This is a genomic window from Microbacterium sp. (assembly GCF_036277215.1).
Taxonomy (GTDB): Bacteria; Actinomycetota; Actinomycetes; order Actinomycetales; family Microbacteriaceae; genus Microbacterium.
Genome location: NZ_DASUNI010000172.1, coordinates 1 through 13,987, shown reverse-complemented (window position 1 = coordinate 13,987; position 13,987 = coordinate 1). Strand labels below are relative to the sequence as shown.

Here is a 13,987-nt window from a genome sequence, read left to right as displayed (position 1 = left end):
CTCATCGAGCAGCTCGAGCACGCGGTCGCCCACGGAGGCGAGCTCCCCGGTGGCCCGGTCGACGATGGCGACCTCCCACTCGAGCCCGACGGTGGAGCGTGCGGACCGGGCGAACTCGATGTGCATGACCTCGCCCTCCCGACCGGCGACTGCTCCGGTGTCGGCCCATCATGGCATGCGGGTCAGGCGATTATCCTTACGGCTCGAAATCTGCAAGAATGGTCAGTCGAGTTCTGTACCGCCCGACCCTCTATCCGGCGCGCAGAACCCCATTGAGCTTCCGCCGAGTGTGCACCCCACGCTCACGGCTGTCAGTTCGCCCAACTCACAACACTTCAGGAGAATTGTGGCTGTCAAGATCCGTCTCAAGCGCCTCGGCAAGATCCGTGCGCCGTACTACCGCATCGTCGTCGCCGACTCGCGCACCAAGCGCGACGGTCGCGTCATCGAGGAGATCGGCAAGTACCACCCCACCCAGAACCCCTCGTTCATCGAGGTCGACTCCGACCGTGCCCAGTACTGGCTCTCCGTCGGCGCGCAGCCGACCGAGCAGGTCGCCGCGATCCTCAAGCTCACGGGCGACTGGGGCAAGTTCAAGGGCGACAAGGACGCCGTCTCGACCGTGCGCGTCGCCGAGCCCAAGGCCCCCTTCGAGGCGGATGCCGCCAAGAAGGTCGTGATCAAGCCCAAGGCTGAGAAGAAGGCCGACGAGCCTGCAGCCGAGGCGCCGGTGGAGGCTGACGCCGACGCCGCGACCGACGCCGAATAATCGTGGTGCTGGCCGCCGCGCTCGAGCATGTCGTCAAGGGGATCGTCGATCACCCCGATGACGTGTCCATCCGCTCTTCGACGTCGCCGCGCGGCGATGTCCTCGAGGTCCACGTGCACCCTGACGACCGGGGTCGCGTGATCGGGCGCGGCGGACGCACGGCGAAGGCCCTGCGCACGCTGATCACGGCACTCGCGGACGGCCGGCGCGTTCGCGTCGACGTCGCGGACGACTGACGTGACGGGCCCCGAGAAGTCCGACGCGGCCCGCCCGCCGAAATCCGCCAAGACACAGCTGCGTGTCGGGCGGCTGGTGAAGGCGCACGGCCTCAAGGGCGCGCTCAAGCTCGAGCTGTACACAGATGACCCCGAGGGCCGGTTCACCCCGGGCGCGTCGTTCACGCTGCAGGTCCCCGAGTCGTCGCCGTGGCACGGCAAGCCGCTCACCGTGCGCGAGTTCCGCTGGATGAACAGCCACCCCGTCGCCTTCTTCGAAGGAGTCGAGGACCGCTCGGCCGCCGAGGAGCTCGTGCGCGCCATCCTGTGGGTCGATCAAGACCCCGAGGACGTCCCCACGGAGGACGACGCCTGGTACGACCATCAGCTGGTCGGGCTCGATGTCGTGCGTGACGGCGAGGTCGTCGGCCGCGTCATCCGCGTCGACCACTTCCCGGCGCAGGATCTGCTGATCGTGCGTGTGGACGGCGACCGCGAGGTGCTCGTTCCGTTCGTGAAGGCTCTCGTGCCCGAGGTCGACGTCACCGCCGGCCGGGTGATCGTGACGCCCCCCGCGGGACTCTTCGAAGACCTGCCGTCCGAGGACGGCGACGAGCCCGACGCCGCCGACGGCCCGCCGTCCGCCGCTTCCGAGGACGATCGCTCAGAGGACTGACGTGCGCATCGACGTCGTCTCGATCTTCCCGTCGTTCTTCGACGTGCTCGAGGTCTCGCTGCTCGGCAAGGCGCGCGGCAGGGGACTGCTGGACGTGCGCGTGCATGACCTCCGGATGTGGGCGCACGATCGCCACCGCACTGTCGACGACACCCCCTACGGCGGCGGCGCGGGAATGGTCATGAAGCCCGAGCCGTGGGGCGAAGCGCTGGATGCGATCGCGGCCGACGCCGGGAGCGGCTCGCATCCGATCTTCATCTTCCCGTCGCCCGCCGGCGAGCTGTTCACTCAGGCGACGGCACGCGAGCTGGCGCAGCGGGACCACCTGGTGTTCGGCTGCGGCCGATACGAGGGCATAGACGAGCGTGTGTTCGCGCACGCCGCCTCGCTCGGCGAGGTGCGGCTGGTCAGCCTGGGGGACTACGTCCTCAACGGGGGAGAGGTGGCGGCGATGGCGATGATCGAAGCCACTGCGCGGCTCATCCCCGGCGTTGTCGGCAACCCCGAGAGCCTCGTCGAGGAGTCCCACGAGGACGGTCTGCTGGAGTACCCGTCCTACACGAAGCCCGCGGACTGGCGCGGTCTGGGCGTGCCGCCCGTGCTGCTGAGCGGCAATCACGGTGCCATCGCGGCGTGGCGCCGAGAGCAGCAGCTCGAGCGCACGCGCGACCGCAGGCCGGACCTGCTCGCGGACGACGAGCAGGCATTGTAACCGCCCTCGACCGCCGGACAGGACACGCAGGTCGGCCGACTAATCTGTAGATTCTGGCCGAACCGGTACCTCCGGCTCGGCTTCTATATGGAGGCACTGTGCAGACTTGGCCCGGCTCGAGCTATCCGCTCGGTGCGACATTCGATGGCAACGGAACGAACTTCGCTCTGTTCAGCGAGGGCGCCGAGCGCGTCGAGCTGTGCCTGTTCGGCGACCGCGGCAAGGAAACCCGCATCGACCTCATCGACGTCGATGCCCACATCTGGCACGCCTACCTGCCCACCGTCGGCCCCGGGCAGCGCTACGGCTACCGAGTGCACGGCGAGCACGACCCGAAGAACGGCAAGCGCTTCAACCCCAACAAGCTGCTTCTCGACCCCTACGCCAAGGCCGTCGAGGGCCAGGTCGACGGCGATCAGGCGCTGTTCGGCTACGACTTCGGCGATCCCGACTCCCGCAATGACGACGACTCCGCCTCGAAGATGATGATGGGAGTGGTGATCAACCCGTTCTTCGACTGGGCGGGCGATCGCCAGCCGAAGACGCCGTACGCGGCATCCTTCATCTACGAAGCCCACGTCAGGGGCCTCACGATGCTGCATCCGGCGGTCCCGGAGGAGCTGCGAGGCACGTACGGCGGCATCGCGCATCCTGCCGTGATCGACCACTTGAAGAAGATCGGCGTCACGGCCATCGAGCTGATGCCGGTGCACCAGTTCGTCAACGACAGCACGCTGCAGGACAAGGGCCTGTCGAACTACTGGGGCTACAACACGATCGCCTTCTTCGCGCCGCAGAACACCTATGCCGCGACGGGCCAGCGCGGCCAGCAGGTTCAGGAGTTCAAGGGCATGGTGCGTGCCCTGCACGCAGCAGGCATCGAGGTCATCCTCGACGTCGTCTACAACCACACCGCCGAGGGCAACCACCTGGGTCCGACCCTCTCCATGCGCGGCATCGACAACGCCGCGTACTACCGGCTCGAGGACGGCGACCAGCGCTATTACACCGACTACACCGGCACCGGAAACAGCCTCAACGTCGGCAATCCGCACGCGCTGCAGCTCATCATGGACTCGCTGCGCTACTGGGTGCTCGAGATGCACGTCGACGGCTTCCGCTTCGACCTCGCGGCGACGCTCGCGCGCGAGTTCTACGACGTGGACCGCCTCGCCACCTTCTTCGAGCTCGTCCAGCAGGACCCGGTGGTCTCGCAGGTCAAGCTCATCGCCGAGCCGTGGGACATCGGGCCGGGCGGCTACCAGGTGGGCAACTTCCCGCCGCAGTGGACCGAGTGGAACGGAAAGTACCGCGACACCGTCCGCGACATGTGGCGCGGCGAGGCCGCCACACTCGGTGAGTTCGCCTCGCGCCTGACCGGCTCGGCCGATCTCTACGAGCACTCCGGCCGCCGGCCGGTCGCATCCATCAACTTCGTGACGGCGCACGACGGCTTTACTCTCCGCGATCTGGTCAGCTACAACGACAAGCACAACAAGGCCAACGGCGAGAACAACAAGGACGGCGAGTCCCACAACCGCTCGCAGAACTTCGGAGTCGAGGGTCCGACCGACGATCCGGCGGTGCTGACGATGCGCGCGCGACAGCAGCGCAACTTCATCGCCACCCTTCTGCTGTCGCAGGGCGTGCCCATGCTGCTGCACGGGGACGAGCTCGGACGCACGCAGCAGGGCAACAACAACGGCTACGCGCAGGACAACGAGCTGACGTGGGTGCACTGGGACAAGGTCGACGAGCCCCTCGTGGAGTTCACCGCCGCGCTGGCACGACTGCGGCGCGAGCATCCGACATTCCGCCGCAGCCGCTTCTTCAACGGGCGACCCGTCCGGCGGGAGGTCGGCCAGCCCGTGCCCGACATCGCCTGGCTGCGTCCTGACGGCACCGAGATGCAGCCCGAGGACTGGGACTCCGGCTTCGGGCGAGCAGTCGGCGTCTTCCTCAACGGCTCGGGCATCCGCGAGCGCGATCGCCGCGGCGATCGGATCACCGACAAGCACTTCATCGTGCTCTTCAATGCGGGGGACGAGGACGTCGACTTCGTCGTGCCCGCGGTCGAGTACAGCCCCAAGTGGGAGGTCCTCGTCGACACGGCCGGCGAGCGAGCCGACTCCGCGCCGATCGAACCCGGTGCCGAGGTCATCGTCCACGCGAAGGCGATGCTCGTGCTCGTCGAGTACCACCCGCCGACGGCCGAGGTGGACCACTCCGTCGCGGCCTCGCTGGCGGGCAACGCGGTCGCGAGCAGCCCGGAGGACATGCCGAGCCCGTCGCCCAAGACCGAGCTGCGGCACTGATCCGATGACGAAACGGCCCGCGTCCACGTACCGCCTTCAGATCCAGCCGGCATTCGGCCTCGACGCGGCCGCCGAGGTCGCGCCCTACCTGGCCGACCTCGGTGCGGACTGGGCTTACCTGTCCCCCTTGCTGCAGGCGACCGAGGGCTCGACGCACGGCTACGACGTCGTCGATCCGTCGCTGGTAGACCCGGCGCGGGGAGGTCGGGACGGGCTGGACCGATTCGCGACAGCCGCGCGGTCGGCGGGCCTCGGCATCCTGATCGATATCGTCCCCAATCACATGGGGATCGCGAGACCTTCAGAGAATCCGTGGTGGTGGGATGTCCTGACCCATGGCCGCGAATCCCGTTACGCCGACGCATTCGACATCGACTGGGACTTCGGCGCGGGCAAGGTGCGGGTGCCGATCCTCGGCGCTCCTCTCGACGACGTGCTCGCCGACGGCGATGTGAGGGTCGATCCGGATACCTCCGAGCTGGGCGCCCACGGTGTCGTGCGGTTCTACGGTGGCGAGCACGTGCTGCCGCTCGCTCCGGACTCCCTGCCGTTCCCGGTCGTGGGCGTGGGCAGCGCGCCGCTGGACGACCCGCGCGTCATCCGGCAGATCCTCGAGCGGCAGCACTGGGAAGCGGTGTTCTGGCGGCGGGAAGCGGCCGAGCTGAACTATCGGCGGTTCTTCGCGATCACCACGCTCGCGGGCCTGCGTGTGGAACTGCCCTGGGTGTTCGAGGAGAGCCATGCGGAGGTGCTCCGCTGGGTGCGCGAGGGACTCGCCGACGGTCTGCGGATCGACCACCCCGATGGACTCGTGGACCCGGGGGGATATCTGGAACAGCTGGATGCCGCGCTGCGGCGCGCCCAGCCTCCCGGCACCGCGCGGTTCGTGCTCATCGAGAAGATCCTCGAGCACGGTGAAGAACTGCCGGCGTGGTGGGAGACGGACGGAACGACCGGCTACGACGCGCTGGCCGAGATCGACCGCGTGCTGATCGACCCGGCCGGCGAACCGGCATTGGCGCAGCTCGACGCGCACCTGCGCGGCGGCGCCCCGGCCGACTACCACGAACTCATCCACGAGACGAAGCGGATGATCGCCGACACCGCGCAGAGCGCGGAGGTCGCGCGCCTCGTCCGCTCGCTGCCTCAGCCGGTGGAACATGCCGCCGACGCGCTGGCCGAGCTCCTCGCCTGCTTCCCGGTGTACCGCTCGTACCTCCCCTCCGGCCGCGTGCACCTGGAGGAGGCATCCGCCCAGGCATCCGCTCGGCGGCCCGATCTCGCGGACTCGATCTCGCGCCTCGTGCCGGTGCTGGCCGATCCCTCTCTCGAGGTGGCGCGCCGGTTCCAGCAGACCACCGGCCCCGTGATGGCCAAGGGCGTCGAGGACACGGCCTTCTACCGCTACACGCGGCTCGGCTCACTGACCGAGGTCGGCGGAGACCCGTCGGTCTTCTCGCTTCCCGTCGAGGGTTTCCACCGGGCGCAAGCGGCGCGCCAGGCCGCATGGCCGAACTCGATGACGGCGCTCACGACCCACGACACGAAGCGGGCCGAGGACGTGCGCGCGCGCCTGGACGTGCTGTCGGAGAAGCCGGACCGCTGGACCCGGACGCTCGCCGACCTGCGGAGTCGGGCGTCCACGGGTCACGGTCCGTTCGACAGCCTGCTCTACCAGGCGGTGATCGGGTCGTGGCCGGCATCGCGGGACCGCCTGCACGCCTACGCCGAGAAGGCAGCGCGGGAGGCCGCCGAGGCGACGAGCTGGTGGGATCCCGATGCCGCATTCGAGGGACGGGTGCGTGCCGTCGTGGACGCGGTGTTCGACGACGCGACGCTTTCGGAGCTGGTCGCGCGATTCGTCGGTGAGATCGCCCCCGCAGGGTGGTCCAACGGGCTCGCCGCCAAGCTGCTGCAGCTCACGGCTCCCGGAGTGCCCGACGTGTACCAGGGCTCCGAGCTGTGGCAGACGTCGCTGGTCGACCCCGACAACCGACGGGCCGTGGACTTCGACGAGCGCAGACGGATGCTCGCCGACCTCGATGCCGGTTTCGCGCGGGGCGAGCTTCCTCCCGTGAACGCCTCGGGCGCAGCCAAGCTGCTGGTCACCTCCCGCGCGCTTCGACTGCGCCGGGACAGCCCCGAGCTGTTCACCCGCTACACGCCGATGACCGTGGTGGGCGAAGCGGCGGAGCATGGGATCGCCTTCGATCGCGGCGGCGCGCTCACCGTCGCGACGCGGCTCCCGGTCGGGCTCGCCGCCCGCGGGGGATGGGGCGACACCGTGCTGCTGCGGCACTCAGGACCCACCACGGATGCTGTGACCGGTCGCCGATTCGAGGGCTCCACCATCCGTCTCGCCGAGCTGCTGGCGACCTATCCGGTCGCACTGCTCGTACCCTCCGAGGAAGACCGCTCATGACGATCGAAGTGTGGGCGCCGCGCGCGGAGCGCGTGCGGGTCAGGCGACCCGGCGCGGCCGACGTCGAGCTCGAGCCCCGAGGGGCCGGATGGTTCGCGGCGTCCGTCGGTCTGGGCGACGGCGACGAGTACGGCTTCGTCCTCGGAGACGGCGAGGATGTGCGGCCCGACCCCCGCTCCCGCCGTCAGCCGCGCGGAGTCCACCAGTCCAGTGCCTGGTTCGACGCCGACGCGCATGCCTGGAGTGACGGTGCTTGGACCGGACGCCAGCTGGCCGGCGCGGTGATCTACGAGCTGCACATCGGCACGTTCACCCCCGACGGCACGCTCGATTCTGCGATCGACAGGCTGGACGAGCTCGTCGATCTCGGCATCGACCTGGTGGAGCTGCTCCCCGTCAACGCGTTCAACGGAACGCACAACTGGGGCTACGACGGCGTCCTCTGGTACGCCGTGCACGAGGGGTACGGCGGCCCGTCTGCCTACCAGCGCTTCGTCGACGCCTGCCACGCGCGCGGTCTCGGCGTGATTCAGGACGTCGTCTACAACCACCTGGGCCCGAGCGGCAACTACCTGCCGGAGTTCGGACCGTACCTGCGCGAGGGCGAGAGCAACACGTGGGGGTCATCGATCGATCTCGACCAGCCGGACGTGCGGCGGTACATCGTCGAGAACGCACTCATGTGGATGCGCGATTTCCACGTGGACGGGCTGCGGCTCGACGCCGTGCATGCGCTCCGGGACTCCTCGGCACGGCACATCCTGCAGGAGCTCGCGGAGAGGACGGATGCGCTGAGCGCCCACCTCGGTCGACCGTTGACGCTGATCGCCGAGTCAGACCTGAACGACGCCACCCTCATCAGTGCGCGCGAGGCCGGCGGCTACGGCCTCGGCGCGCAGTGGAACGACGACTACCACCACGCGCTGCATGTCGCGGTGTCGGGTGAGACCAGCGGCTACTACGCCGATTTCGCGCCCCTCGCCGCGCTGGCCAAGACCGCCACAGCGGGTTTCTTCCACGACGGCACCTGGTCGTCGTTCCGGGGCCGGGCGCACGGTCACCCGATCGATCCACGCATCCCGACGACCCGCCTGGTGACCTTCTGCCAGGACCACGACCAGATCGGCAACCGCGCCGAAGGCGATCGGCTGTCGCAGACCCTCGACGAGCGCGGACTCGCTCTCGCGGCCGTCCTGACGGTCCTGTCTCCGTTCACCCCCATGCTGTTCTTGGGGGAGGAGTGGGCGGCTTCGACGCCGTGGCAGTTCTTCACCTCGCACCCCGAGCCTGAGCTCGGCCGAGCCACTGCCGAGGGCCGCATCGCCGAGTTCGCTGCGATGGGCTGGGATCCCGCGGTGGTGCCCGACCCTCAGGACCCGGCGACGTTCACACGGTCGAAGCTCGACTGGGACGAGCGAGGTCAGGGTGTGCATGCGCGCATCCTTGCGCTCTACAGGGATCTGATCGCCCTTCGCCGCTCCATCCCCGACCTGACGAGCCCCGCGTTCGATGCGCTGAGCGCGGAGGCCGATGAGGCGTCCCGCACCTTGCGGCTGGAACGCGGTTCCACGCAGATCCTGGTGAACTTCTCGGATGCCGCGGCAACCCTGCCCGCGCCGTCTGCCGCGCGTGTGCTGCTCGCCACCGATGAGGCAGGCGCGCTGGGCGACGGGAACGCATATCTCCCTGCGCGCTCAGCGCTGGTGATGCAGAGCGCGTAGTCCCCAGGAGATCAGGCGGGCGGCGGGGTCTCGTCGTCTTCGTACACGTTCAGGCGGTAGCCGCGCTTGACCACGGTCTTGATCAAGTCGGGCACGCCGAGCGCTTCACGCACGCGCGCGACCGCCACCTCGACGGCGTGCGGGTTCGACACCGAACGGGGCAGCGCGCCCTGCAGCTCTTCGCGCGAGACGATGGCGCCCTGCGCGTCCACGAGCGCAGCGAGGATGTCCAGTCCCACGCGCGACAGGGGGATGTGCCGGCCGTCCAGCACCACGCCCGCACTGCGCAGCTCGAGCCGACCCGCCGACGTGCGGATGCCCGGCGCCTGGCCGCCGCCGAAGTACGTGACGACGGCACGGACGAGCGAGCCGAGTCGACCGCGATCGGGGATGAGCGGCTCGAAGCCGGCGGCGCGGAGCGGCCCGGCCGTGATCGGCCCCACAGCCGCCATCAGCAGACGCCCCGCCCGGGCATGAGCGCGCATCGCCGGCAGCACCTGGAGGATGTCGGCAGCGCCGAGCCACTCCTGGGCGCCCGGCGCCGATGTGAAGAGGATGGCGTCGTACTCACCCGCGGATGCCGCGATGACCGAGCGTCGCACGACCGCCAGATCCGGCGGCGGACCCCACCGGTAGATCGTCAGACTGACGACATCGGCGCCCGCCGACTCGAACGCCTCGTCGAGTCCGTCGGCGCCGGACCCGTGGTGCTGGACGGCGATCCGCTTGCCGGCGACGCCCTCGGCGAGCAGGAACTCCTCCAGCTCGGCCGCAGTCTCCGACTCGGCGACCCAGTCGGCGGACAGGCCGGCCTGCTGGATCGCCCCGCGCGCCTTCGGCCCGCGGGCGACGATCTGGGCCGGCCGGATGGCACCCAGGAATTCTTCGAGCAGCCCGGCCTCGTCCACCGCCTCGGTCCAGCCGCGGAAGCCGACGCCGGTGGTCACCACGACGATGTCGGGCGGTTCAGCGATGAGCGCGCGTGATCGCGCGATGAGCTCCTCGTCGTCGATGTGCGGGACGATCGTGAGCGCCGGGGCCAGTCGCACGGCGGCTCCGTGTCGCTCCAACGCCGCGGTCAGCTCTCCGGCACGACGGTCGACGGGCAGCAGGATGGTGCAGCCGGCGAGGGCGGCCGAGATCACGGGTGCAGAGCGTTCCGCACCCGCCTCGGGACCGGTGGAACCAGCGATGCTCACAGGGTAGTGTCACCTGCCGGTTCCGACACCAGGGACGGCAGCAGCAGGTCGGCGGCGGCGACATGGCCGAAGACCATCACGGCGGGATTGCGCACGCCTGTCGTCACGGCCTCCGCGGCCGCGGTCGCGAGAGTGGTGTGGGTGGTGCGCTGCTCGTCGGTGTGACCGCTCTCGACGATGGCGACGGGGAGCTCGCGGTCCGCGCCGGCGGAGAGGGCGGCCGCAGTGAATCCGAGGAGGGCGCTGACGCCCATCAGCACCACCGTCGTGGTCTGCGGGTCACGCATCGCCGCGAGGGTCGCCTCCGTAGGAGCGTCCTGACCGTTGACCACGTGCAGGGCGGCGGCGGTGCCGCGATGCGTCACGGGGATGCCGGCGGCCTGGGGAACCGAGACGATGCTGGTGAGTCCCGGAACGACGTCGACGGGAATCCCGGCCGCCAGACAGGCGGCCACCTCCTCCCCGCCGCGTCCGTAGACGAACGGGTCGCCGCCCTTGAGGCGGACCACGCGCAAGCCACGGCGCGCGCGCTCCACGAGGATCTCGTTGATCTCCTGCTGCGGCACGGGGTGGTGTCCGGGCCGCTTTCCGACGTCGATGACCTCGATTTCGGGGGCGAGTTCGTCGAGGACGCCGATGGGCCCGAGTCGGTCGGTGACCACCACATCCGCCTCGGACAGCAGCCGCCGTCCGCGCACGGTGATGAGATCGACCGGGCCGGGACCTCCGCCGACGAGATGCACCTGCCCGACAGCGGTGAGTCGCCGGCGACGCACCGGCAGGCCGCCCTCGCGCAGCAGCTCGCCGATCGCATCGCGCAGCAGGCGGGTGCGGCCCGGATCGACGCCGGCGTCCGATACGACCCCGACGATGCTGTCGCCGGAGCGGGTCTCGGCTGCGAGGCGCGCGGAGCCGTGGCTGCCGTCGCCGGCGTTGATGCAGAGGATGCGCCGCTCCTCGCACAGGGCGGCGACATCGGCGTCGATGCGGGCATCGCCCGTGGCCGTGTGCACGAGCCACGCATCGTCGAGATCGCCGGGCCCGACGCCGCGGGTGCGCCACTCGAGCGCGTGCTCGGCGACCAGACGGGCAGTGGCCTCGCCGAGTTCGGGAGCCACGATGCGCACGATCGCGCCATCGAGCAGGAATCGGCGGATGCGGCGAGCCGCGACATCCCCGCCCCCGACCAGCACGACCTGCCGTCCCGTGAGCGCTATTCCGATCATCGTCGTCATGCGGGGGCCTTCCACTTGATGAACACGTCGCCGCTCGGGTCGACCGCGATGGGCCAGACCCGCAGCGGGTACTCGTCCTTGCCCTGCGTCTCCAGACACGCGCCGGTGCGCAGGTCGAAGACCTGCTTGTACATCGGCGAGGCGACCGTCGGCGCGTCGCCCTTCGTGCCCACGATGCCGCGCGACATGACGTACGCGCCGCTGTAGGGGTCCAGCTGCTGGACGGCGTGGATGCGATCGTCGTGCGTCCGGAACAGAGCCACCTGCTCGCCGTCGATGAGGGCCGCCAGGCCCCGCTCGCGCTCGAGGTCGGATACCTTGCACACCCTCACCCAGACCGCGAGCGGCCGCCTCGGCGCGTCCGTCGGCGACTCCTGGGGACGCGCGGCGGTCGCGACCAGGTTCTGCAGCGCGGTCATCGCCGCACCGCCAGAGTCGTTCCCGCGATGAGCACACGTGGGTTCTCGCGTTCGTCCGGGGTGGCCGGACGCGCCTGACCGCGCTCCTCGGTGTAAGCCAGGGACGGATCGGGCGTTGTGGGAGCGTTCACGAACGAGGCGAAGCGGCGGAGCTTCTCAGGATCCTCGAGCGTCGCCTTCCACTCGTCCTCGTACGCGTCCACATGCTGCGCCATGGCCGCGTCGAGGTCTTCGGCGATGCCGAGGCTGTCCTCGAAGATCACCGCGCGGAGCGCCTCGACGCCGCCCTCCATCTCCTCGAACCACGGCGCTGTGCGCTGCAGACGGTCGGCCGTGCGGACGTAGTACATCAGGAAGCGGTCGATCGCTCGCAGCAGCCCGGCGTCGTCGAGGCCCTCGGCGAACAGCACCGCGTGCCGCGGTGTGAAGCCGCCGTTGCCGCCGACGTACATGTTCCAGCCCGCCTCGGTGGCGATCACGCCGACGTCCTTGCCCCTGGCCTCCGCGCACTCGCGCGCGCAGCCCGAGACGCCGAGCTTGATCTTGTGCGGCGATCGCAGTCCGCGGTAGCGCAGCTCGAGCTGGACCGCCATGCCGACCGAGTCCTGCACGCCGTAGCGGCACCAGGTCGATCCGACGCACGACTTCACGGTGCGCAGGGACTTGCCGTACGCGTGCCCCGACTCGAATCCCGCGTCGACGAGGCGCTTCCAGATCTCCGGAAGCTGCTCTAGGCGCGCGCCGAACATGTCGATGCGCTGGCCTCCGGTGATCTTGGTGTACAGCCCGAAGTCCTTCGCGACCTGCCCGATGGCCAGAAGGCCCTCGGGCGTGATCTCGCCGCCCGCGATCCGGGGGACGACCGAGTAGCTGCCGTCCTTCTGGATGTTCGCCATGACGTGGTCGTTGGTGTCCTGCAGCGTGGCGTTCTCACCGTCGAGCACGTGACCGTGGCCCAGCGACGAGAGGATGCTGGCCAGCACCGGTTTGCAGATGTCGCAGCCGCGCCCGGTGCCGAAGCGGTCGATGATCGCGCTGAAGGTGTGCAGTCCGGATACGCGCACGGCATCGAAGAGCTGCGCGCGGGAGTGCGAGAAGTGCTCGCACAGGGCCGTGCTGAGCGTGGCGCCGCTGCGGGCCAGCTCTTTGCCGACGAGCGTCTTCACCAGCGGAAGGCACGAGCCGCACGCGGCACCGGCCCGGGTACAGGACTTCACGCCCGCGACATCCGTGCAGCCCTCGTCGGTGACGGCGCAGCGAATGGTACCTGCCGTGACGCTGTTGCAGGAGCACACGAGGGCCTCGTCGGGCAGCTCGGCGTTCGCCAGCGCATCGCCCGCGCCCTCCGGCATGAGGTACGCGGCGGGGTCGGCGCCGAGGGGTCCGCCGACGAGCGGACGCAGCATCCCGTAGGCACTGGCGTCGCCCACGAGGATGCCACCGAGAAGCGTCTGTGCGTCGTCCGAAAGGACGAGCTTCTTGTACACACCGGCCACGGGGTCGGCGTACACGACGTCCAGAGCGCCGGGCGTCTGCGCGAAGGCGTCGCCGAAGCTCGCAACATCGACGCCGTTGAGCTTGAGCTTCGTCGAGTCGTCGTACCCGGGGAAGGTCGCGATGGACCCGAGAAGGCGGGTTGCGGCGACCTCGGCCATCGCGTAGCCCGGAGCGACGAGCCCGACGCAGCGGCCGTCGAAGCTGGCGACCTCCCCGATCGCCACGATGCGCGGGTCCGAGGTCGTGCACTCGGCGTCGATGAGTACGCCGCCGCGCGGGTCCACCTTCAGTTCGGCCGCCCGCGCGAGCTGGTCGCGGGGGCGCACGCCGACCGTGAAGACGACCACGTCCGTGTCGGCGTAGTCCCCCTCGCGGAATTCGAGGCCGCGGACGTTTCCGCGGATGTCGGGGTCGAGTCGGGTGGTGACGCTGCCCGTGCGCACCGCGATGCCCCGCGACTCGATGAGGCGGCGCAGCGAGTCGGCGCCGCGCGTGTCCAGCTGAGCGGACATCAGGCGGTCCGAGGACTGCACGACCGTGCAGTCGACGTCCAGTCCCTGCATCGCGCCCGCCGCTTCGAGACCGAGTAGGCCGCCGCCGATGACGGTTCCCCGCAACCGCCGCCCGAGCTCGGCCGAGCGCCGCTCGACGAACGCGCGAAGACCCTCGACGTCGTCGAGGGTGCGGTAGACGAAGCATCCGTTGAGGTCGAACCCGTCGACGGTCAGACGGGCCGCGTAGGAGCCGGTCGCGAGGACGAGCGTGTCGTAGGCGACGCTGAGACCGCTCGCGGTGGTGACCCGGCGG

Annotated in this window: 11 protein-coding genes; 7 read left to right on the top strand and 4 right to left on the bottom strand. The window is 69.9% G+C overall.

The genetic code is table 11. From position 1 onward, the window contains the following. The first annotated feature begins 346 nt into the window (after nt 1-346). From rpsP to treZ, 7 genes are all read left to right on the top strand, one after another. Nucleotides 347-769: a 30S ribosomal protein S16 gene (rpsP, locus tag VFX99_RS08950; protein ID WP_329665951.1), complete on the top strand. Its 423-nt coding sequence runs from the start codon at nt 347-349 to the stop codon at nt 767-769. Nucleotides 770-774: 5 nt separating this feature from the next. Continuing rightward, on the top strand, nt 775-1,005 hold the full coding sequence (locus VFX99_RS08945) for an RNA-binding protein (RefSeq protein ID WP_091707253.1): 231 nt from the start codon (nt 775-777) through the stop codon (nt 1,003-1,005). A gap of 1 nt (nt 1,006) precedes the next feature. Beyond that, on the top strand, nt 1,007-1,660 hold the full coding sequence (rimM, locus tag VFX99_RS08940) for a ribosome maturation factor RimM (RefSeq protein WP_329665950.1): 654 nt from the start codon (nt 1,007-1,009) through the stop codon (nt 1,658-1,660). A 1-nt stretch (nt 1,661) separates the two neighbouring features. Next, on the top strand, nt 1,662-2,372 hold the full coding sequence (trmD, locus tag VFX99_RS08935) for a tRNA (guanosine(37)-N1)-methyltransferase TrmD (RefSeq protein ID WP_329665949.1): 711 nt from the start codon (nt 1,662-1,664) through the stop codon (nt 2,370-2,372). A 98-nt stretch (nt 2,373-2,470) separates the two neighbouring features. Beyond that, the gene (gene glgX / locus VFX99_RS08930; RefSeq protein WP_329665948.1) at nt 2,471-4,687 is read left to right on the top strand and encodes a glycogen debranching protein GlgX; all 2,217 of its coding nucleotides are present in this window, start codon (nt 2,471-2,473) and stop codon (nt 4,685-4,687) included. A 4-nt stretch (nt 4,688-4,691) separates the two neighbouring features. Then, nucleotides 4,692-7,109 carry a malto-oligosyltrehalose synthase gene (gene treY, locus VFX99_RS08925; RefSeq protein ID WP_329665947.1) on the top strand — a complete coding sequence of 806 codons (2,418 nt, stop codon included), beginning with the start codon at nt 4,692-4,694 and terminating at the stop codon, nt 7,107-7,109. Then, nucleotides 7,106-8,830 (top strand): malto-oligosyltrehalose trehalohydrolase, encoded by a 1,725-nt coding sequence (treZ, locus tag VFX99_RS08920; RefSeq protein WP_329665946.1) that lies wholly within the window; start codon nt 7,106-7,108, stop codon nt 8,828-8,830. The genes treY and treZ overlap by 4 nt, the downstream gene beginning before the upstream one ends. 11 nt (nt 8,831-8,841) lie before the next feature. On the opposite strand, the gene VFX99_RS08915 is transcribed toward treZ, so the two are convergent. The 4 genes from VFX99_RS08915 to nirB all read right to left on the bottom strand — a co-directional run. Then, nucleotides 8,842-10,029 carry a uroporphyrinogen-III synthase gene (locus tag VFX99_RS08915; RefSeq protein WP_329665945.1) on the bottom strand — a complete coding sequence of 396 codons (1,188 nt, stop codon included), beginning with the start codon at nt 10,027-10,029 and terminating at the stop codon, nt 8,842-8,844. Continuing rightward, nucleotides 10,026-11,264, bottom strand: a complete 1,239-nt coding sequence (gene cobA, locus VFX99_RS08910) for a uroporphyrinogen-III C-methyltransferase (protein ID WP_329665944.1) — start codon at nt 11,262-11,264, stop codon at nt 10,026-10,028. The genes VFX99_RS08915 and cobA overlap by 4 nt, the downstream gene beginning before the upstream one ends. Next, a complete protein-coding gene (nirD, locus tag VFX99_RS08905; protein ID WP_329665943.1) occupies nt 11,261-11,683 on the bottom strand; it encodes a nitrite reductase small subunit NirD in 423 nt (140 codons plus the stop codon). Before nirD ends, cobA begins: the two co-directional genes overlap by 4 nt. After that, the coding region (nirB, locus tag VFX99_RS08900) for a nitrite reductase large subunit NirB (RefSeq protein ID WP_329665942.1) at nt 11,680-13,987 on the bottom strand (2,308 nt) is incomplete at its 5' end. The genes nirB and nirD, both read right to left, overlap by 4 nt.